This window comes from Bradyrhizobium sp. NBAIM03 (genome assembly GCF_020194055.1).
GTDB lineage: Bacteria > Pseudomonadota > Alphaproteobacteria > Rhizobiales > Xanthobacteraceae > Bradyrhizobium > Bradyrhizobium yuanmingense.
Genome location: NZ_JADYVS010000007.1, coordinates 100,034 through 119,343 on the forward strand (window position 1 = coordinate 100,034; position 19,310 = coordinate 119,343).

21 protein-coding genes are annotated in these 19,310 nt (G+C 64.1%); 8 read left to right on the top strand and 13 right to left on the bottom strand.

The window, feature by feature from the left end:
- Positions 1-29 precede the first annotated feature (29 nt).
- Positions 30-2,861, top strand: coding sequence for a winged helix-turn-helix domain-containing protein (locus I6F21_RS12635; RefSeq protein ID WP_225183184.1), 2,832 nt, complete (start codon positions 30-32; stop codon positions 2,859-2,861).
- 865 nt (positions 2,862-3,726) lie between these two features.
- Here the strand turns inward: I6F21_RS12635 and I6F21_RS12640 are convergent.
- Together I6F21_RS12640 and I6F21_RS12645 are read right to left on the bottom strand one after the other, a co-directional pair.
- Complete coding sequence (locus I6F21_RS12640; RefSeq protein WP_225126868.1) at positions 3,727-5,334, bottom strand: TRAP transporter large permease subunit; 1,608 nt, start codon at positions 5,332-5,334, stop codon at positions 3,727-3,729.
- Positions 5,331-5,870 (bottom strand): TRAP transporter small permease subunit, encoded by a 540-nt coding sequence (locus I6F21_RS12645; RefSeq protein ID WP_036020596.1) that lies wholly within the window; start codon positions 5,868-5,870, stop codon positions 5,331-5,333. Before I6F21_RS12645 ends, I6F21_RS12640 begins: the two co-directional genes overlap by 4 nt.
- Positions 5,871-6,219: 349 nt before the next feature.
- Here I6F21_RS12645 and I6F21_RS12650 point away from each other — a divergent pair, with 349 nt between their 5' ends.
- Positions 6,220-6,393, top strand: a complete 174-nt coding sequence (locus tag I6F21_RS12650; RefSeq protein ID WP_157785976.1) for a hypothetical protein — start codon at positions 6,220-6,222, stop codon at positions 6,391-6,393.
- Between the two features lie 24 nt (positions 6,394-6,417).
- Here the strand turns inward: I6F21_RS12650 and I6F21_RS12655 are convergent, their stop codons facing one another.
- From I6F21_RS12655 to I6F21_RS12665, 3 genes are all read right to left on the bottom strand, one after another.
- Positions 6,418-6,654: a hypothetical protein gene (locus tag I6F21_RS12655; protein WP_025033504.1), complete on the bottom strand. Its 237-nt coding sequence runs from the start codon at positions 6,652-6,654 to the stop codon at positions 6,418-6,420.
- An 18-nt stretch (positions 6,655-6,672) separates the two neighbouring features.
- Positions 6,673-6,882 (bottom strand): hypothetical protein, encoded by a 210-nt coding sequence (locus tag I6F21_RS12660; protein ID WP_036020622.1) that lies wholly within the window; start codon positions 6,880-6,882, stop codon positions 6,673-6,675.
- Positions 6,883-7,073: 191 nt separating this feature from the next.
- The gene (locus I6F21_RS12665) at positions 7,074-7,745 is read right to left on the bottom strand and encodes a response regulator transcription factor (protein ID WP_225183185.1); all 672 of its coding nucleotides are present in this window, start codon (positions 7,743-7,745) and stop codon (positions 7,074-7,076) included.
- A 334-nt stretch (positions 7,746-8,079) separates the two neighbouring features.
- Between I6F21_RS12665 and I6F21_RS12670 the strand changes: the two genes are divergently transcribed.
- Positions 8,080-9,705 carry an MFS transporter gene (locus tag I6F21_RS12670; RefSeq protein WP_193375171.1) on the top strand — a complete coding sequence of 542 codons (1,626 nt, stop codon included), beginning with the start codon at positions 8,080-8,082 and terminating at the stop codon, positions 9,703-9,705.
- A gap of 63 nt (positions 9,706-9,768) precedes the next feature.
- Here I6F21_RS12670 and I6F21_RS12675 read toward each other — a convergent pair whose 3' ends face one another.
- Positions 9,769-10,242, bottom strand: a complete 474-nt coding sequence (locus I6F21_RS12675; protein ID WP_036020587.1) for a secondary thiamine-phosphate synthase enzyme YjbQ — start codon at positions 10,240-10,242, stop codon at positions 9,769-9,771.
- Between the two features lie 13 nt (positions 10,243-10,255).
- Positions 10,256-10,771, bottom strand: coding sequence for a hypothetical protein (locus I6F21_RS12680; protein ID WP_036020619.1), 516 nt, complete (start codon positions 10,769-10,771; stop codon positions 10,256-10,258).
- A 359-nt stretch (positions 10,772-11,130) separates the two neighbouring features.
- Here I6F21_RS12680 and I6F21_RS12685 point away from each other — a divergent pair, with 359 nt between their 5' ends.
- From I6F21_RS12685 to I6F21_RS12705, 5 genes are all read left to right on the top strand, one after another.
- Positions 11,131-11,505 (top strand): AtpZ/AtpI family protein, encoded by a 375-nt coding sequence (locus tag I6F21_RS12685; protein WP_035996624.1) that lies wholly within the window; start codon positions 11,131-11,133, stop codon positions 11,503-11,505.
- Between the two features lie 98 nt (positions 11,506-11,603).
- On the top strand, positions 11,604-12,353 hold the full coding sequence (locus I6F21_RS12690; protein ID WP_035996621.1) for a F0F1 ATP synthase subunit A: 750 nt from the start codon (positions 11,604-11,606) through the stop codon (positions 12,351-12,353).
- Between the two features lie 52 nt (positions 12,354-12,405).
- Entirely contained in the window at positions 12,406-12,636 is a 231-nt protein-coding gene (locus tag I6F21_RS12695; protein WP_008541273.1) for a F0F1 ATP synthase subunit C, read from the top strand.
- Between the two features lie 60 nt (positions 12,637-12,696).
- Positions 12,697-13,257, top strand: a complete 561-nt coding sequence (locus I6F21_RS12700; protein WP_036040220.1) for a F0F1 ATP synthase subunit B — start codon at positions 12,697-12,699, stop codon at positions 13,255-13,257.
- Between the two features lie 5 nt (positions 13,258-13,262).
- Entirely contained in the window at positions 13,263-13,748 is a 486-nt protein-coding gene (locus I6F21_RS12705) for an ATP F0F1 synthase subunit B (RefSeq protein ID WP_035996616.1), read from the top strand.
- Between the two features lie 18 nt (positions 13,749-13,766).
- On the opposite strand, the gene I6F21_RS12710 is transcribed toward I6F21_RS12705, so the two are convergent.
- From I6F21_RS12710 to I6F21_RS12735, 6 genes are all read right to left on the bottom strand, one after another.
- The gene (locus I6F21_RS12710; RefSeq protein WP_157783945.1) at positions 13,767-13,961 is read right to left on the bottom strand and encodes a hypothetical protein; all 195 of its coding nucleotides are present in this window, start codon (positions 13,959-13,961) and stop codon (positions 13,767-13,769) included.
- Positions 13,962-13,977: 16 nt separating this feature from the next.
- Positions 13,978-14,628, bottom strand: a complete 651-nt coding sequence (locus I6F21_RS12715; RefSeq protein WP_225183251.1) for a hypothetical protein — start codon at positions 14,626-14,628, stop codon at positions 13,978-13,980.
- Between the two features lie 100 nt (positions 14,629-14,728).
- Positions 14,729-15,316, bottom strand: a complete 588-nt coding sequence (locus I6F21_RS12720; protein WP_035996611.1) for a GNAT family protein — start codon at positions 15,314-15,316, stop codon at positions 14,729-14,731.
- 35 nt (positions 15,317-15,351) lie between these two features.
- A complete protein-coding gene (locus I6F21_RS12725; RefSeq protein ID WP_036020577.1) occupies positions 15,352-16,641 on the bottom strand; it encodes a pitrilysin family protein in 1,290 nt (429 codons plus the stop codon).
- Positions 16,638-18,056, bottom strand: coding sequence for a threonine synthase (gene thrC / locus I6F21_RS12730; protein WP_225183186.1), 1,419 nt, complete (start codon positions 18,054-18,056; stop codon positions 16,638-16,640). Before thrC ends, I6F21_RS12725 begins: the two co-directional genes overlap by 4 nt.
- 553 nt (positions 18,057-18,609) lie before the next feature.
- Positions 18,610-19,254 carry a response regulator transcription factor gene (locus tag I6F21_RS12735; protein WP_028178165.1) on the bottom strand — a complete coding sequence of 215 codons (645 nt, stop codon included), beginning with the start codon at positions 19,252-19,254 and terminating at the stop codon, positions 18,610-18,612.
- Between the last annotated feature and the right edge of the window lie 56 nt (positions 19,255-19,310).

The window sequence follows — 19,310 nt, forward strand, 5'->3', positions numbered from 1 at the left end:
TCCGGTTCGCAAATGAGCAAGATTTCGCGATGACCACGCCGACCGGGCCAAGACTCTCGTTCGGACCATTCACCGTGGCGCCACATGAAAGGCTCGTGACGCGCGACGGCGTCACAGTGCCGCTGGGTGCGAAGGCGTTCGACGCGCTGACCGCACTGATGTCGCGGCCGAACGAGGTCGTCAGCAAATGGGATCTAATGGCGCTGGTGTGGCCCGGCATCACCGTCGAAGAGGCCAATCTGCGCTTTCACATCGCCGCTCTCCGCAAGGCGCTCGGCGACGGCAAGGACGGCGCGCGATACATCACGACGCTCTCCGGGCGCGGCTATTGCTTCGTGGCACCGATCTCGCACACGCAGCTTCCGGCGGCGCGGCGCTCGTCCCCGCCGATGGAACTGCCGCCGGTCAAGCTGCCGAATCGGCTGCAACGGATGATCGGGCGCGACCAGGCGGTCACCACCATCTCCGACAAGCTTCTCACCTCGCGCTTCGTCACGATCGTCGGTCCGGGCGGCGTCGGCAAGACTGCCGTCGCGGTGGCGATCGCCCACGACCTGCTCGCGACGTTCTCCGACGCCGCGCATTTCGTCGACCTTGCCGCGCTCAGCGATCCCAATCTCGTGATCACCTCGATCCTGTTGATGCTCGGCTTGCCGGCCGAGACCGACGATCCCCTGCCCGCGCTGCTCGCGCATGTCAGGGACAAGCGGTTGCTGCTCATCCTCGACAATTGCGAGCATGTCATCGCCGCGGCGGCACCGCTGGCTTCGGCGATCTTCCACGCTGCGCCTGATGTCCACATCCTCGCCACCAGCCGCGAAGCCCTGCGCGTCGAGGGCGAGCAGGTCTATCGACTGGCGCCGCTCGCCGTACCGCCTGATAGTGCCGGGCTGAGTGCGGCGGCTGCACAGACCTATCCCGCGCTTCAGCTCTTCATCGAACGGGCGACCGCTGGCGGCGCGCAGATCGCGCTCGACGATACCAACGCCGCGACTATCGCGAGGATCTGCCGCAACCTCGACGGCATGGCCCTGGCGATCGAGCTCGCCGCCGGCCGGGTCGAAGCTTACGGCCTGGAGCAGACGGCCGCGCTGCTCGATGAGCGTCTCAATCTGCTCTGGCAGGGCCAGCGCACCGCGCCGCCGCGACAGAAGACGTTGCGGGCGACGCTGGACTGGAGCTACGGGCTGCTGTCCGACATCGAGCGCCTCGTCCTCCGCAGGCTGGCGGTCTTCGCAGGTCACTTCACCATCGACGCCGCCCTCGAGGTCGTCCCGGATGAACGTGCCGACCGCTCCCGCTTGTTCGATGCCATCGACAGTCTCGTCGCCAAATCGATGGTCGCGCCGCGGCCGGTCGGCGCCATGATGCGCTACCGTCTGCTCGATACCACGCGCGCCTATCTGCTCGAGATCGAGCCGAACGATGCCGCGCTCGCCGCCCGCCACGCGACCTACTACCGGCGATGGCTGGAGCAGGCCGGCAGCACATGGGCGGCAACGCCGAACGCCGACGAACGGGCGATCCACTTCTCCGCGCTCCACAATGTGCGTGCCGCGCTGGACTGGTGCTTTGGCGCGGGCGGCGACGCCACCGCCGGCATTGCGCTCGCCGCCGCGGCAGCGCCGATCTTCCTCGCGATGTCCCTCTTGATCGAATGCCGGCGCTGGTCGGAACGGGCACTGCTTGCGATGACCCCGTCCGCGCGCGGCAGCGCCGATGAAATGCACATCCAGGCTGCCCTCGGGCTGACCCTGATGTTCACGCGCGGCGGCAGCGAGGCGGCGCGCGTGGCCTTGAGCAGGAGCCTTGCGATCGCGGAGGCGCGCGGCGACGCGCCGAACCAGCTGCAGCTGCTCGGCCGCATGCATATCTTTCACGAACGGATGGGGCAGTTCCATGCCGCGCTTGGCTATGCGCAGCAGAGCCTTGCGGTCGCGCAGCCGCTCGGCGATCCCGGCTCGATCGTCCTCGCCCATTCGTTGCTCGGGGTCTCGCTGCATCTGGCCGGCGAGCACCGCGACGCGCTGAACATGCTGGAGGTCGCATGGCAAGGGCCGGGCGCGGAACGAATCAGCACCATCCATGGCTTCGATCATCGCAACCGGGCCGGCATCACGCTGGCGCGCGAACTCTGGTTGCAGGGCCGGCCCGCGGACGCGCGGCAGCTGGCGCAACAGACGGTGACTGAAGCCGCGCAGATGGAGCATCCGATCACGCTGTGCATCGCGTTGATCTGGGCGGTCTCGATCTCGCTCTGGGACGGCGATCTCGACGGCGCCGAGCAGAGCATCGACCAATTCATCGCGCATGCCGAATCTCGCTCGATGGGTCCCTATCTCGTGGTGGGCCGCGGCGTGAAAGGCGAACTGGCGATCCGGCGGGGAGACGCCGCGCAAGGCGTCGATACGATCATGGCTTGCCTACGCGAGCTCCACGAGGCCGGCTACGAACTGCTCACCACGACCTTCAACATCGCGCTGGTTCAAGGCTTGTTGGCGCTTGGACAGGTCGAGCAGAGTGCGCGCCTGATCGACGATGCGATCCGCCTCGTCGATCAGAGCGGCGATCATCTCTACATGCCCGAATTGCTGCGGATGAAAGGCAGAGTTCTGTTGTCGCTGCCGGAGCCCGACGCCGAGCAGGCAGAAGCCCACTTCATGCAATCCCTGGATCTCAGCCGCCGGCAAGGCGCCACGGCCTGGGAGCTGCGCGCTGCGATCGATCTCGCCGGGCTGTTTGCCGGACGCGGGCAGCGCGACGAGGCGAAGCGATGGCTCCAATCGGCGCTCGAGGGCTTTGCCGAGGGCGCCGATACGGCGGATATCAAAGCGGCCAGCGTGCTTCTGACCACGCTGTAGCGGATCACCCCGTCGGCGTACCCTGCTTCGTCGCTGCGCTCCTCGCAATGACGGCGCAAGGTGAACCGTTATCGACCTCAAACCAGCGTCTCGACTCGCAGACATGGCTTCGTCTTCTCGCGGCGCGTTTCGCCCGAGTTTTGCGCTTCGCGTCACGCCCTCCTGGAGAAAGGGCGCAGGGAAGGCCGGGTGCTGGCTCGCACCCGCGGTCCGCTGCGCGAAATGCACACGCAGAAGGAACCGCACAGCAGCATACAGGTGAAGCCGAACACACGGCCTTCCCTGCGCGATGGTCGGACGGCTTATGCCGTGCTCTCCCGGGAGCCGAGTTCCCTCTGGCCTCCCTCGCCCTCACGAAAGTCACCGACACCGCGCCGGTTGGCGCAGATGCCGCATCCGCAAGCGCTTGACCGTAGCAACGACGGCCAGGACCACACGGTTTTGCCGTTACGCGAACGGCGCCGTTCGTACAACGCGGCTTGCGAGGCGCTCACGGGGCTCGGCTCAATCCATCACCCCGCCCTGCGTCCCACATCCGCGACGGCGCCAAAGCGTCCACCGCAGCCCGATCCGCGGCTCGTGACGACGTACGACCGCCCCTTTCGCCGGATCAGGGTGAGCCAGGATTTACGCTGAATCCGAATTTCTGTAAAGTAGAATACTTGGCCGCCGATCGGTTGACCCAGCCGTTGCTGTTTTGAGCGACGACGGCCCAACCCCTAGGGGTGGCTCGGTCACGTCCCTGCAAATCATGTTTCGAAGAACGCGCACATGATGTCCCGTCATCTCCAGCAGCAGCGCGAAAAGCGGAGAGCGTCAACCGCCCGGGTTGGACGAAAAGCGGAAGTGCTTCGGCGGACGTCCCTTAGTTCTTGGGCTGCCCGAAATCGACCAGCGGTGGCGGCAACTCGATGTCCGGAATCTCGATCTTGATCTTATCCAGATCCACCTTGATCGGGGCGTCCAGCAACCCGGTGACAGTGATCGGGAATGCGATCACGACCGCAACCATGATCGCCTGCAGACCGATCCACGGCACCGCACCCCAATAGATGTCTGAACTCTTGACTTCCCTCGGCGCCACGCCGCGCAAATAGAACAGTGCGAAGCCGAAGGGGGGATGCAGGAAGGAGGTCTGCATGTTCACGCACAGCATGATCCCAAACCAGATCAAGGCGGCATCCGCGCCGACGACAGGCGTGAGGAGCTTGAGGGCGGTCGGCGCGATCATGGGAACGATAATGAAGGCAATCTCGAAGAAGTCGAGGAAGAAGGCGACAAAGAAGATGAACAGATTGATGAAGATTAAGAAGCCCCATACACCGCCCGGCAACGATGTCAGCATGTGTTCCAGCCAGACGCCCCCGTTGCAGCCGAGAAAGACAATCGAGAAACAGGTCGATCCAATGAGGATAAAAGTCACCATGCAGGTGATGCGCATGGTGGTCTCATAACCCTGCTTTACCAGCAAGCGCAGGTCGGGAATCCTGATTACCTCGAGACACGCCCAGGCCACCGCCAGATAGGCAATCGCGAACGCAATTTTGAACGGCAGATTAGGCGTGAAGTAGATGCCGATGATGGTGCCCACGCCGGCCGCGGCCACGCCCACGAGCAAGACCTTGTGACCGGCCGAGCTGAAATCCTTGTGATGGATGACGGCGAGGACGATCGCGCCGACGGCGCCCATGGCACCCGCTTCGGTCGGCGTGGCGAGCCCCAGCATCATCGTGCCGAGCACCACGAAGATCAGAACGGCGGACGGAATGATGCCCAGAAGGCATTTGCGCCAGAGTGCCCAGCCCTTGAGCGTCCTCGCTTCCTTCGGCACCGCCGGAACATGGCCCGGTTTGACGATGCTCAGAACGAAGGTGTAGCCCGCGAACAGCGCGATCTGAAGTATCGATGGCCCCCAGGCGCCCAGATACATGTCACCCACCGACTTTCCGAGTTGGTCCGCGAGCACGATCAAAACCAGCGAGGGAGGCACCAGCTGGGTTATGGTGCCGGAGGCTGCGAGCACGCCGGTGATGTAGCGCACGTTGTAGCCGTAGCGGATCATGACCGGCATCGAGATCAGCGCCATGGCGATGACCTGCGCCGCCACTGTGCCTGTGATGGCCCCAAGGATGAAGCCGACGATGATCACGGAATAGCCGAGACCGCCGCGAACGGGGCCAAACAGCTGTCCCATCGAATCCAGCATGTCCTCTGCGAGGCCACATCGTTCGAGGATCGCGCCCATGAACGTGAAGAATGGGATGGCCAGCAGCAGCTCGTTGGACAGAACGCTGCCGTAGATGCGCTCCGGGATCGCCTGGAGGAAGCTGAACTCGAAAAATCCCAAATGGATCGCGAGAAATCCGAACGAGAGCCCGAGGGCGGCCAGCGTGAAGGCGACCGGAAAGCCGATGAGCATCGCCAGCACAAGTCCGCCGAACATCAGCGGCGGCATCATCTCGATCGTGATCATTGGGTCGGCCGCTCGTATTTCGCATCGATGGTGACTTCACCGCGTAAGGCGGCGGCGCGCTTGATGACCTCCGAGATACCCTGCAAAGCCACCATGAAGAAGCCGGCCGGCAGGACGAACTTGATCGGCCACCGCAGAAGGCCGCCTGCATTGTTGGACATTTCGCCGATGACGAACGAATTGTAGAACATCCCCCAAGAGAGGTAGCTGAGGAGCAGGCAGGCAGGGACGAGGAAGACCAATGTCCCGATCAGGTCCAGCCACAGCTGGCCGCGTTCGGTGAGCATGAGATAAAGGATCTCGACGCGGACGTGCTCGTTGCGCTTAAAGGTGTAGGACGCGCCGAACATCACGATGACGGCGAACATATACCACTGTGTCTCTAGCCAGCTGTTCGAGCTGTAGCTGAAGGCGTAGCGGATCATCGCATTGACAGCACTCACGACGCAGGCCGCGAGCACCAGAATATTGCAGACGTTGCCGACCTTTTCGTTCAGCCAGTCGATAGCCGTACTCATCGCCAACAATGGGCGCATCGATGCCTTGTCCCCGCTCGCTGAGTACTATCCCCCAGGCGAGCAGGACCATGGCGCTGCATCAGCTGCCTGCCACGTCTGCGCGGGAGCTAGTTGACCCCTCCTGATGCTTCCGCCCGTTCTTGCTGTCGGTTTTCGGCAAGACACGTTCAGGTCTCAGCCGCCGCGTGAAGCAGGGCCACCTTTACCGTCGGCCAATTCCCGGTCAACAGGAAAATGGACAGTTTGCCGCAGCAATGTCTAAGTTAGCGTCACTAGGCTTAATTGGGTTGACCTTCGGGGCTTACCGGCGACGCGACCGGCGGAGGACAACCTCCAGCGAGATATCACTGCTCCAGAGGAGGATTTCGTGATCGGCGCATTCCTGGTCGTCTTGTCGATCGCTCTCCTCTGGGTCTTCCTGCCTCGCAACGGGCAGTCACATCGGTGGATGGAGCTGCCATTCTTTGAGACAGGAGTCCCCCTGGTGATCATCATGGCCTTCTCAGCTGGCCTGACGATGGTGATCGACCGCATCTTCTGACCGGTGTCGGCTGTCGAGGCGCGCCTAACCCTCGACGTCGTACTGCCTGCAGAGGTGATCCCCAATCTGGACCAGCATGGCAACGCATTCAGGATAGCCCGGCCGATCAGAGGTCGCCTGATCAGCGCTGGCCCGAAACTCCCAGGATTTCCCGTCGCGGAGGATGGAAATCGTCATTCCATCGGGACAGTCGGCGTGGACCTTCAACTCGGCTCTCGCCATGGCGACGAGTTCGCTTTCAGATTTTACGGGCTTGCTCATTCGTTGGCCCTTGATCTCCTAGCGGACAACCCCAGCGGCATCATCGTCGCTCGGCATCACCCAATCGAGGGCGAGCAAGCAAGCTTCCAGCAGAACTAAAGCAATAAGGCCGCCAACCAGGCCGAAAAAGACGATGGAAAAGGTCCCTAGTAAAAGCGCACAGAAGACATCTGCAAGCACCTTAGACGTGCGATCGGATTGGGTCTGGTTGGCTGTGAAGTACGGCATCTTCATCCTCCGGGGTTTGACCCCAACTTAGCCGCGTCAGCTACTGGCGGTCTATTCCAAACGACGGTTTAGCGGTCCAGCTAATCCATCGATCGACATGCCCACACGGGTCAAAACCGCCGAAGCTCTCATCGCGACGAATGATTGCGCTCTGCCGCGAGCCCGGACATCCGCCAGTTGACGCGCAAACGCTACCCCGTCGGCGTGCCCTGCTTCCACTGGCCGCCGGCGATCTTGGCGGCGGCAATCACCGCTTGCGTCCGGCTCTCGACGCCGAGCTTTTGCAGGATCGCCGAGACATGCGCCTTGATGGTGGCCTCTGAGACACCGAGCTCGTAGGCGATCTGCTTGTTGAGAAGGCCCTCCGACAGCATCATCAGGACGCGAACCTGCTGCGGCGTCAGCGTCACCAGGCGGTCGCGCAGGCGGGTCATGTCGGGATCGGCGGCGGCGGAGAGGTCGGTATCGGCGGGGACCCAGACGTCGCCCTCCATCACCTTGAGGATGGCATCGCGCAAGGTTTCGACCCCGAACCGCTTCGGGATGAAGCCGGACGCGCCGAAATCGAGCGAGCGGCGGATCGTGGCGCTGTCGTCGGATGCCGAGACGATCACGACCGGAATCGCCGGGTATTGCGCGCGCAGATAGATCAGGCCGGAAAAGCCGGAGATCCCGGGCATGGAGAGGTCGAGCATGACCAGATCGACCTCGGAGGTCTGCTCCAGGAGCTTGGTCAGATCCTCGAAGGTTCCGGCCTCGTCGATCCGGGCCGAGGGGAGAACGCCCGCCACCGCCTGCCGCAGCGCATCGCGGAACAGGGGATGATCGTCGGCGATGACGAGATGGGTCGAAGGAGCGTTCATCGTTCTCTTGCTGTCGTTCGCGGCGGATCGGCGAACAGATCCCGGGTGCGTCAATTCTTCCCCGAGCGGCCGTGGCATGCAAGTGGACATTATCCCTTTGCTGCAAAGGGGTTAATCCCCCCGGCTTGGCATTTGCACACCGGCGCTGGATACCGCAGCACCAGTGCGCAAGGCCGAAAGTCGTATTGGGGAGGGTTTCACGCCGATGTTACCTTGTGGCCAAGACCTGGGCTGATCCGGCACGTCCGGACATTCTGGGGGCGAGAGGAAACGATTTTCGGGGAGCGACTCAAACATGTCGACAATGGCTGTGTCTCAATCGAGCGCGCAGGGGATGACGAAGGACGAACGGTTCGTCATTCTCGCCTCCTCGCTCGGTACCGTCTTCGAGTGGTACGACTTCTATCTCTACGGTTCGCTGGCCGGCATCATCGGCGCGCAGTTCTTCTCGGCCTATCCGCCGGCAACCCGCGATATCTTCGCGCTGCTGGCGTTTGCCGCGGGCTTCCTGGTGCGTCCGTTCGGCGCGATTGTGTTCGGCCGTGTCGGCGACATCGTCGGCCGCAAATACACCTTCCTCGTCACCATCCTGATCATGGGTCTGTCGACCTTCATCGTCGGCCTGTTGCCCAACGCGGCGACCATCGGCATCGCGGCCCCGATCATCCTGATCGTGCTGCGCCTCGCCCAGGGTCTGGCGCTCGGCGGCGAATATGGCGGTGCGGCGACCTACGTCGCGGAGCATGCGCCGAACGGCAAGCGCGGCTTCTACACCTCCTTCATCCAGACCACGGCAACCCTCGGCCTGTTCCTGTCGCTGCTGGTGATTCTGTTCACCCGCACCGCGCTCGGTGAGGCCGATTTCGCAGCGTGGGGCTGGCGCATTCCGTTCCTGGTCTCGGTGCTGCTGCTCGGCATCTCGGTCTGGATCCGGCTTCGCCTGAACGAATCGCCGATCTTCCAGAAGATGAAGGAAGAGGGGAAGGGTTCGAAGGCGCCGCTGACGGAGGCCTTCGGCAACTGGCAGAACGGCAAGCTCGTGCTGCTCGCCCTGCTCGGTGGTGTGATGGGCCAGGGCGTGGTCTGGTACACCGGCCAGTTCTACGCGCTGTTCTTCCTGCAATCGATCCTGAAGGTCGACGGCTATACCGCCAACCTGCTGATTGCATGGTCGCTGCTGCTCGGCACCGGCTTCTTCATCGTGTTCGGCATGCTCTCCGACAAGATCGGCCGCAAGCCGATCATCCTCGGCGGCTGCCTGATCGCGGCGCTGACCTTCTTCCCGATCTTCAAGATGATCACCTCCAACGCCAACCCGGCGCTGGAAAAGGCCATCGAGACGGTCAAGGTCGAGGTGGTGGCCGATCCCGCCAAGTGCGGCGATCTGTTCAACCCGGTCGGCACCCGCGTCTTCACCGCGCCTTGCGACACCGCGCGCGCCTACCTGTCGCAATCGTCGGTCAGGTACACGACGACGCCAGGTCCGGCCGGCTCGGACGTGAAGGTCGTGGTCAACGGCAAGGACGTGCCCTACGCCAATGCCAAGGACAGCAACCCGGCGGTTCTCGCCGCGGTGCAGGCGGCCGGCTATCCCAAGGCGGGTGACACCGGCATCGTGAAGATGTCGCATCCGTTCGACGTCTTCCGTCCGCAGCCGGCGGCGATCATCGGCCTGCTGTTCGTCCTGGTCCTGTTCGTGACCATGGTGTACGGCCCGATCGCGGCGATGCTGGTCGAATTGTTCCCAACCCGCATCCGCTACACCTCGATGTCGCTGCCCTACCACATCGGCAACGGCTGGTTCGGCGGCCTCCTGCCTGCCACCGCCTTCGCCATCGTGGCCTCGACAGGCGACATCTATGCCGGTCTGTGGTACCCGATCATCTTCGCCTCGATTACCGTGGTGATCGGCTTCCTGTTCCTGCCGGAAACCAAGGACGTCGACATCAAGGCGACCTGATCGCAGCAGCAATCGACGACACCAACCGGCCGCGGTCTCCGCGGCCGGTTTTGCTTTGTGTGGTTATCGATCGCTGCCGATGAATTGCAGCACGATCTCACGGCGGTGCGGGCGGCTGCGATGCTCGATCAGGTAGATCGCCTGCCAGGTGCCGAGCGCGAGCTTGCCGCTCAGGACCGGGACCTGAAGCGAAGTCTGCGTCAGCATGGTCTTGATATGGGCCGGCATGTCGTCCGGCCCCTCGGTATCATGGGTCCACCCGGCGTTCTCCGGCGCGAGCCGTGACAGCGCCGTCGTAAGATCGACCAGCACGGAGGGATCGGCGTTCTCCTGGATCGTCAGCGAGGCCGAGGTGTGGCGGATGAACAGCGTCAACGCGCCCTCACCCGCGTGCGCCTCGGCGATGAATCTCGCGGCCTCGCTGGTCAGATCGGTGAAGCCGCGGCCAGGCGTCTGCACGGTGAGCAGTGCCGATGTGACGGTCGTGGCCTGTACGGACGATGGTGCGGAGCGGGTGACGGATCTGGCAGATGTCATGGAGGGGCCCGCATCAGATCTTCCCCGACACGTCTTTCTGCACGCGGTTGGCCATGTCGATCAGCCGCCGCCAGGCCTTTTCCAGGAACGACATCACACGGTCGACGTCCTGCTCGCTCGGCAGCGGGATCTCGATCTTGCGCTCGCCCTCGGCGACCTTGGGCTCGGGCTTCCTGAGTGGATCGGATTTCGGCAGCGCCTCGTCGATCTTGCCCGATACCGTTGGCCCCGCCGCGAGCTGTGCCTTCAGCCGCTCGACCTCGGCCTGGAGCCTGCCGATCTCGGCGTCGAGTGCGGTCCGCTCGTCGGGCACCGCGTAGCAGGCCCAACCGGCGCCGTTCCTGGTGCAGGTCGACACCGTGCCGGTGCGCGTGTCGAGCCGCAGCACGCCCTCGGGGATGGGCGTCATGCTGTAGCGGCCATTTTCGCCGTCGGGCGTAGATTGCGCGGCCGCGAGGCCGCCGCTGACTACCATCACCGCGGCCGCCGCCGCGAGCCATGATGTCGTGGATGACGTCGCAGGTCTCATCATTGTCTCCGCCCCGGCACTGCTGCGGCTGCGGTTGCAATTCTACACCCTCGGCCGGCAACCCGCCGCCAAAAAGCCGCCCCGAAATCAACGAACGCGGCGGCTTCTTTGATCCCGCGAGCGCGGCGAAAGCACGGCTGCGTCCGCCGTTCGCAAGCAGACCTGCTGCGGTGCGGCGTCACGCTGTGTGCAGCGCTGCTGTGCGCGTCAATATCATCAAGTAAATCAAATACATAATCGGAAGGGACGCAATCGTGACTTGGCTTGACTTGATTATAGGCCATCAGTATGGTCCGCGCGGCTTTTGAGGGTGACGGGCGCAATTTCCATTCAGCCGCAGCGTTTCGGGTCTTCGTTGCATGACACAGGGCACGGGACACGGCGAGGATGGAGATCGCGATAGATCGCCCGAGGAAGCCGCGCTTTCCGATCGGCTCGGAAATCTTGATCAGCGGTTGTCCGAATTTCGCGACCGCCGGGCCAAGACCGAGCAACCCGCAGGTGACGATGGAGACAAAGCGGCCAGAGCCTCGGCGATGGCGCTTGGTTTCCGACTATCCTCGGAGTTGATCGCCGGCGTCGCTGTCGGAGCGGGGATTGGCTGGGGGTTCGACCACTTGCTGTCGACGTCGCCTTTCGGATTCATCGCGTTCCTGCTGCTGGGCTTCATCGCCGGCGTGGTGAATGTGGTGAGAACGGCAGGCGCGGGTCCGAACAGGCGCGGTGGTTCGTAATTGGCCTAGCCGGGTTAACTGTCGTGCCGCTCGCCGGCACAGCCGGCCGACCAATCTTCACTGGTCGGCTTGTCCAGCAGACGAGAGATGCCGCGCGGATGAAAATCGACCCGATCCATCAGTTCAACGTCGAACCGCTCTTCACGATCGGCCGTATCGGCGATCACACGATCGCCTTCACCAATGCCTCTCTCTACATGTTCGTCGCGGTGGGGATCATTGCGCTGCTTCTGCTCACCAGCGGCAAGCAGCTGGTTCCGGGGCGTCTGCAGTCGGTGGCCGAGCTCTCCTATGAGTTCGTGGCCAGCATGATCCGCAGCACTGCCGGAGCGGATGGCATGCGGTTCTTCCCGCTGATCTTCTCGCTGTTCATGTTCATCTGCGTCTCGAACCTCGTAGGCATCGTTCCGTACACGTTCACCGTGACGAGCCATCTCATCGTCACTGCGGCGCTGGCGCTGCTGGTGTTCTTCACGGTCCTGATCTACGGCCTCTACAAGAACGGCCTGAAGTTCCTGAAAGTGTTCGTGCCCTCGGGCGTTCCCGGCTACATCCTGCCGCTGGTCATGGCGATCGAGGTGCTGTCGTTCTTCCTGCGGCCGGTCTCGCACAGCGTTCGACTGTTCGCGAACATGCTCGCGGGCCACATCGCGCTGAAGGTGTTCGCCGGTTTCGTTGCCATGCTCGGCGCGTCTCTTGGCGTGGTCGGCTGGATCGGCGGTGTCATGCCGCTGGCGCTCGCCGTCGCGCTCACCGCGCTCGAACTGCTGGTCGCGTTCCTGCAAGCCTATGTGTTTGCGATCTTGACCTGTATCTACCTCAACGACGCCATTCACCCTGGACACTGAGTGATCCGGGTGCTTTTCCACCCACACCTGTCTTTCTTCCAAGGAGTCAAAAATGGATCCGCAAGCAGCTAAGTTTCTCGGCGCGGGCATCGCGTGCATCGGCATGGGCGGCGCCGGCATCGGCGTGGCCTTCATCTTCGGCAATTATCTGTCCGCAGCCATGCGCAACCCGGCAGCTGCTCAGGGTCAGTTCGGCAACCTGATCTTCGGCTTCGCCGTGACCGAAGCGCTCGGCATCTTCTCGCTGCTGATCGCTCTGCTGCTGCTGTTCGTCCCGCTCTGAACGCGTTTCGCGCCGCTTCCAGGTGGGAGGCGGCGCGTCTGACAGCAACAGGAGAACTCCATGGCTGAAAGTCATGGCGGCGCCAAAGGTACCGGCGCTCACACGGAGGCCGATGGCGGTCACCACGGCGGTGGCTTTCCGCCTTTCGAGAGCAGCACCTTTGCTTCGCAACTGGTGTCGCTCGCGATCGCCTTCGTCGCGCTGTATCTGATCGTCTCCCGGTTCGCGCTGCCGCGTGTCGGGGGTGCGATCGAGGCGCGTCAGAACAAGATCGAGGGCGATCTCGCCGAAGCGCAGAAGCTGAAGGACCAGTCCGAGGCGGCGCTCAAGGCCTATGAAGGCGAGCTCGCGTCGGCGCGCGCGCGTGCACAGGCGATCGGCAACGAATCCCGCGAGAAGGCGAATGCGCAGGCGGAAGCCGAACGCAAGGCGCTGGAAGAGCAACTGTCCGCCAAGCTCGCCGAGGCGGAGAAGACCATTGCCTCGACCCGCGCGACCGCCATGAGCAACGTCCGCGGCATCGCGGCCGATGCAGCCGGCACCATCGTTCAGCAGCTCACGGGCGTCGTTCCGGATGCAGCGTCGGTCAATGCCGCCGTTGATGCGACCTTGAAGGGTTAGTCTCGATGTTCTTCACACCTGAGTTTTGGGTCGCCGTTGCCTTCGTGATTCTGATGGTGATCTTCGCCTATGTGGGGGTGTTCAAGACGGCGATGTCGGCGCTCGATCATCGCGCCGCTCGTATCAAGGCCGAGCTGGACGAGGCGGCGCGCCTCAAGCAGGAGGCCACCAAGGTGCTCGCCGACTACAAGGCGCGCACTGCCGGTGCCGAGCGCGAGGCCGCCGACATCATCGCCAACGCGAACGCCGAAGCGGAGCGCATCGCAGCAGAGGCCAAGGCGAAATTGGAAGATTTCGTCACCCGCCGCACCAAGACCGCCGAGGGCAAGATCGCACTCGCCGAGGCTCAGGCTCTCGCGGACGTCCGGGCAGCCGCCGCGGAAGCCGCCGTGCAGGCTGCCTCCACGATCCTGTCGCAGTCGGTCAAGGGCCAGATCGCCGACGACCTGCTCGCCAAGGGCATCAACGAAGTCAGGCAGAAGCTGAACTGAGGGATTTGCCTTACCCAATCAAAAAGCCGGCGCGACGAGCGCCGGCTTTTTTGTCTGTCGGGTAACAGCATCCACAAGTGCGGTATCATCACCCACCTTGTGCGCACTTGCGCACTGGGGCGGGTGATCCATTGCGCCGAGGCTTCTCAGTTCAAGCACCGCGGCCTCTGGAATACTGGATTGCCCGCCTTCGCGGGCAATGACAGCTGACATTGCCGCAAGATCTCCCCTACTTCTTCTTCTTCCCTCTCGGCTCCGGCGAGAGCGCCTGCGGGTCGAAGCCGACATAGAAGATGTAGGTATCGGCGACCGCGGGCGCCGGCACCGGATAGGCCAGATCCTCGGCGACGAAGGTGAAGGGCACGCTGCCGCCTTCCGACATCGCCACCGTGGTCCGGTAGGCCTTCGAGGCGATCACCTTCTCGCCGACGCCGCCCTGCACGACGGCGATGCGCAGCGGCACCTCGACGGAGGCAGGCGCCCCGGCGGGGCCGGCGATGACGCGGCCCTGGATGCCGATCCGGGCGGTGATGCCGGCACTGCTGCGCAAGCATTCGCGCGCCATCTTGGTGATCGAGGCCTGGAAGCGGATGTCATTGCCGACCGCCGGCTTGCCGCTGGCGCCGACCGCGTAGGTCGAGGCGCCCGCGCGCACCGTGACCTGCGGGCAATCGAGGTCGTCTTCGGCCGGCTGCCCGGGCGCAGGCGCCGGCTTCGGCTCCGCCGGCTCGTCGGACTTGCCGCCGAACAGGCTCTTGAAGCGGTCGGTCAACGACTGTGCCGCCACCGGCGAGACGGAGGCGAGCCCGACCGATAATGCCAGCACGAGCGCTGCGCCCCGCCGCAACCTCGTCCGCGATGACCGAAGCTCCTGCACCATCAACACCCGTACTCCATGACAATGTTCCGGCCGGGTTATATCGCCAATATCGGCGAACCCAAGGCGGCAAAAAGGGATTTGGCTGCATCCATCAGGCTGCTCAGCCGCGGAAGTCCTCGTGCAGCAGGCCGAACAGCAGGTGATCCTGCCAGACCCCGTTGATGCAGAGATAGCGGCGCGCCAGGCCCTCGCGCGAGAAGCCGCACTTCTCCAGCACCCGGATCGACGGCGCATTGGTCGGGATGCAGGCGGCCTCGACCCGGTGCAGATTGAGCTCGCCGAACAGCGTCGGCAGCAGCACCCGGAGTGCGGCCGTCATGTAGCCGCGATGGGCATAAGGCTGGCCGACCCAATAGCCGATGGTGCCGGCCTGCACGATGCCGCGCCGGACATTGGCGAGCGTGATGCCGCCGACCAGGGCACCGTCGAGCTCGCGGAAGATCAGAAAGGGATAGGAGCGGTCCGCGGCAATGTCCTCGGCATAGCGGCGCAGGCGGCGGCGGAAGCCGGAGCGGGTGAGATCGTCGGACGGCCAGATCGGCTCCCAAGGCGTCAGATAGTCGCGGCTGGTCTCGCGCAAATGAGCCCATTGCAGGAAGTCGGACATTTGCGGCGCGCGCAGGAGCAGCCCGTTGCCGCGCGGCGCCAGGGCGGCGGGTCCACTGGATGGCAGGCGAAAGAGGGCCATGTGATGCTTCCCGGGGCGATGCCCGCGCGCGGCTCCTAATGCAGCCGCGCCTTGGCGCGCGCCCGTGTCAATCCTTCCGCAAAAGACACCGCCGTGTCCAGACCCCTGCCGCTGCCCAATGCGACGACCGCAGGCCGGCTGCGCGACAGGAGCGCACGGGCCGCGTCCCGCGTCGATTCGATGCTGACGGCGTCGATCCGGGCAACCAGTTCCTGCACTGTCTGCGGCCGCCCGTAGGCCAGCACATGCCGGGCGAGCTGCTCGGCGCGGGAGGAGCAGCTCTCCAGCGCCATCAGCAACCCCGCCTTCATCTGTGCCTTGGCTCGGGCGATCTCGGCCTCAGTCAGCGTCTCCACCGATTCGTTCATGATGTCGACCACGACCTCCATCATCTCCGGCGCATCGGCGGGATCGGTGCCGGTATAGAGGCCGAAAAAGCCGGTATCGGTGTAGGGGGCGTGGAAGGTGTAGATGGAGTAGCAGAGGCCGCGCTTCTCGCGCACCTCCTGGAACAGGCGCGACGACATTCCGCCGCCAAGGACATTGGTGAAGACCTGCAGCGAGAACAGCGAAGGATCGGTCTGCGGCACCCCCTCGAGCGCCAGCGTCAGATGCGCCTGCTCGAGCTCGCGATGCACCACCTTGGCGCCGCCCTGGCCGAACCGAGCGGCCTGCGGCTTCGGCCCGGGCGTCCCCTCGAAGCTCGCAAAACGCTTTTCGACCTCGGCGACGACCTGGCCGTGGTCGACCGCCCCGGCCGCGGCCACCACCATGTCGGGCCCGCGATAATGCGTCGACAGATAGCCGCGCAGCATGTCGCGGTTGAAGGCGCGCAGCGTCTTGGCGGTGCCGAGCAGCGAACGGCCCATCGGCTGGTCGGGATAGCAGAGCTCGTTCAGATGCTCGAACACGACGTCGTCGGGCGTGTCCTGCGCGGCACCGATCTCCTGCACAATGACGTTCTTCTCGCGCTCCAGCTCGTCGGGCTCGAAGGCGGGATTGGCAAGGATGTCGGCGAGCACGTCGAGCGCGAGCGGCACGTCGGCCTTCAGCACCCGCGCGTAATAGGACGTGGTCTCGGTCGAGGTGCCGGCATTGAGGTCGCCGCCGACCGCCTCGATCTCCTCGACGATCTCGCGCGAGGAGCGCCTGGTCGTGCCCTTGAACGCCATGTGTTCCAACAGATGCGAGATGCCGTGCTCGTTCGGCTTCTCGTCGCGTCCGCCGACGCCGGCCCAGACACCGAGCGCCGCCGTCTCGAGGTGGGGCATCTCGTCGGTGACGACGGTGAGGCCGGAGGCAAGCTTGGACATCTCGACGCTCATCCGGCAACTCCCTGCTTTGCGGCGCGGCTGGCGGACAGCACGAACCGCTCGAGCTCGACCTGATCGTTCTTCATCACCCTCATGTGTTCGGATTTGGTCATCAGGCCGTCGAGCCAGGCCGGCAATTGCGGCCGCTGGCCGCAAGCCGCCTCGACGGCGTCGGGGAACTTGGCCGGATGGGCGGTGGAGAGCACGATGCTCGGCACCTTCGTATCGGTGGTGTCGCGGTCCGCGACGGCGAGCGCCACGGCGGTATGAGGATCGACCAGCTCGCCCGCTTCGCGCCAGGCGGCGCGGATCGCAGCCGCAGTCTCGGTCTCGTCGGCGCGCCCGGCATCGAACTCCTCGCGGATCGCGGCGAGTGTCGCATCGGGTAGCACGAAGCGGCCGGACTGCTTCAGCTGTTCCATCAGGCGACGCACGCCGGCGCCATCGCGCCGGCCGGACTCGAACAGCAGCCGTTCGAAGTTCGAGGAGATCTGGATGTCCATCGACGGCGATGCCGTCGCGTGCACCTCGCGCACCTCGTAGATGCCGGTCTTCAGCGTGCGCGCCAGGATGTCGTTGACGTTGGCGGCGATGCGCAGGGTGCGCACCGGCAGCCCCATGCGCTTGGCGACGTAGCCGGCGAAGATGTCGCCGAAATTGCCCGTCGGAACGACGAAATCGACCGCGCGCGCCGGAGCACCGACCGCGACGGCGGAGGTGAAATAGTAGACCACCTGCGCGACGATGCGCGCCCAGTTGATGGAATTGACGCCGGAGAGCGAGGTCGCATCGCGGAAGCGATGGTTGTTGAACATCCCCTTCACGAGCGCCTGGCAGTCGTCGAAGGTGCCTTCGATGGCGAGCGCATGGACGTTGGCCGCGCCCGTCGTGGTCATCATCCGCCGCTGCACCTCGGAGATGCGGCCGTGCGGAAACAGCACGACGAGATCGACGTTCTCGAGGCCCGCAAAGGCTTCGACCGCGGCGCCGCCGGTATCGCCTGACGTCGCGACCACGATGGTGGTGCGCTGGCCGCGCTTTTCGAGCACATGGTCCATCAGCCGCGAGATCAGCTGCATCGCTACGTCCTTGAAGGCGAGCGTCGGACCGTGGAACAGCTCCAGCACGAACTGGTGCGGGGACATCTGGCGCAGCGGCACCACCGCAGGATGGCGGAAGGTGGCATAGGCCTCGTTCGCCATGCGCCCGAGCTCGGCGTCGGAAATCTCGCCACCGGCGAAGGGACGAATCACGTCGACCGCGACCTCCCAATAGGGGCGGCCGAAGAAGCCGGCGATCGTCTCGCTCGGAAACTGTGGCCACACCGCCGGCACATACAGGCCGCCGTCGCGGGCAAGCCCGGTCAGCATCACGTCACAAAAGCCGAGTTCGGGGGCTTCGCCCCGGGTCGAGATATAGCGAGTCAAACTGCCCTCCAAAGGCGGCCGGGCCGGAGCTCGACCCTTAAGCCTTTGATTTTACGTAATTACTTGTCAACAGCCGGTGGCTTTGAACCACCATAGAGTGTTTTGCGGCATCGGGAAACCGCTTCCGGCGTACCCCCTCGCCCAATGAAAAAGGGCTGCGGCATTGCCGCAGCCCTTCTCTTGGAAGGCCTGTCGTTGTGTGCAGACCAGTTGCCTCGTCGGGGTCGCCGAACCCTCAAAACTGTTCCGGCAAGCTTTCGTCGCCTGTCACGAAATCGTCAAGTCCAAAACCCCGCGCGTATCGAAAATGTTCCTATTCTTCCCGATCCGGCTCTGGTTCGCTTTTGGCAGTTGCAGCCAAGTCCCGGCCGTGATCCTGACCCTGAACTCCGCTTTTTCCCGAATCAGTCGCGGGAACGAATACAGCCTCGGCCCATTGTGTCGGCGGATGGGTGTCAGCCCGTTGTCCAATGCATTGCCCGGCCAACGGCGGCGTCGATCCGTCGGCCGAACCGCTGCATCCCGGAGCAGTCGGTTCGGTCGATGGCGAAAGTCAGTTCATTCCGATTTCCACTGCGATCCGGATCAGGTCGGAATGGTTCTTGGCGCCAAGCTTCTGCTTGAGCAGGGACGTGGTGTTGGCGACCGTCTTGTAGGAGATGCCGAGCGCCTCGGCGACCTCGACGATCTTATCGCCGCGTCCGAGCAAGCGAAGAATTTCGAGCTCCCGCGGCGTCATCTGTGACGCGGGGTTGGCCTTGATCGCCGCGCCGGAAAACGTCACGGCTTCCGCAAGCTGCGGCGAGATGAAATTGTCACCCGCGACCACCTTGCGCACCGCTTTGAGCAGGATCCTGGGATCGTCGCCTTTGGAGACATAGCCCTGCGCCCCGAGCTCGACGGCCCGCACGACGAACGCCGGATCGTCGTTCATGCTGAACATGATGATCTTGGCGTCGGGGTCGTCCTTGCGGATGCGCCGCATCAGCTCGAACCCGGAGACGTCGGGCAGGCTGATGTCGATCACGGTGACGTCGGGCCGCTTGCTGACATAGGCGCGATGCCCGGATTTGGCATCACTCGCCTCGTCAATGCGGATTGAATGGTCGGATGCGAACAGGGTGCGGCAGCCGGACAGCACCACGGGATGGTCGTCGACGATCAGGACCCTCGTCGCCAGCTTGGCGGTATCTTGCATCGCGCACTCTCTTGTTTTTCGACTCATAGCCCGCCGGGAATAAATGGAAAGAGCAA

Coding starts and splice junctions, on each gene's coding strand:
- I6F21_RS12635 (WP_225183184.1), top strand. CDS start 30: ATGACCACGCCGACCGGGCCAAGACTCTCGTTCGGACCATTCACCGTG.
- I6F21_RS12640 (WP_225126868.1), bottom strand. CDS start 5,334: ATGATCACGATCGAGATGATGCCGCCGCTGATGTTCGGCGGACTTGTG.
- I6F21_RS12645 (WP_036020596.1), bottom strand. CDS start 5,870: ATGCGCCCATTGTTGGCGATGAGTACGGCTATCGACTGGCTGAACGAA.
- I6F21_RS12655 (WP_025033504.1), bottom strand. CDS start 6,654: ATGAGCAAGCCCGTAAAATCTGAAAGCGAACTCGTCGCCATGGCGAGA.
- I6F21_RS12660 (WP_036020622.1), bottom strand. CDS start 6,882: ATGCCGTACTTCACAGCCAACCAGACCCAATCCGATCGCACGTCTAAG.
- I6F21_RS12665 (WP_225183185.1), bottom strand. CDS start 7,745: ATGAACGCTCCTTCGACCCATCTCGTCATCGCCGACGATCATCCCCTG.
- I6F21_RS12670 (WP_193375171.1), top strand. CDS start 8,080: ATGACGAAGGACGAACGGTTCGTCATTCTCGCCTCCTCGCTCGGTACC.
- I6F21_RS12675 (WP_036020587.1), bottom strand. CDS start 10,242: ATGACATCTGCCAGATCCGTCACCCGCTCCGCACCATCGTCCGTACAG.
- I6F21_RS12680 (WP_036020619.1), bottom strand. CDS start 10,771: ATGAGACCTGCGACGTCATCCACGACATCATGGCTCGCGGCGGCGGCC.
- I6F21_RS12685 (WP_035996624.1), top strand. CDS start 11,131: ATGACACAGGGCACGGGACACGGCGAGGATGGAGATCGCGATAGATCG.
- I6F21_RS12690 (WP_035996621.1), top strand. CDS start 11,604: ATGAAAATCGACCCGATCCATCAGTTCAACGTCGAACCGCTCTTCACG.
- I6F21_RS12695 (WP_008541273.1), top strand. CDS start 12,406: ATGGATCCGCAAGCAGCTAAGTTTCTCGGCGCGGGCATCGCGTGCATC.
- I6F21_RS12700 (WP_036040220.1), top strand. CDS start 12,697: ATGGCTGAAAGTCATGGCGGCGCCAAAGGTACCGGCGCTCACACGGAG.
- I6F21_RS12705 (WP_035996616.1), top strand. CDS start 13,263: ATGTTCTTCACACCTGAGTTTTGGGTCGCCGTTGCCTTCGTGATTCTG.
- I6F21_RS12710 (WP_157783945.1), bottom strand. CDS start 13,961: ATGTCAGCTGTCATTGCCCGCGAAGGCGGGCAATCCAGTATTCCAGAG.
- I6F21_RS12715 (WP_225183251.1), bottom strand. CDS start 14,628: ATGGTGCAGGAGCTTCGGTCATCGCGGACGAGGTTGCGGCGGGGCGCA.
- I6F21_RS12720 (WP_035996611.1), bottom strand. CDS start 15,316: ATGGCCCTCTTTCGCCTGCCATCCAGTGGACCCGCCGCCCTGGCGCCG.
- I6F21_RS12725 (WP_036020577.1), bottom strand. CDS start 16,641: ATGAGCGTCGAGATGTCCAAGCTTGCCTCCGGCCTCACCGTCGTCACC.
- I6F21_RS12735 (WP_028178165.1), bottom strand. CDS start 19,254: ATGCAAGATACCGCCAAGCTGGCGACGAGGGTCCTGATCGTCGACGAC.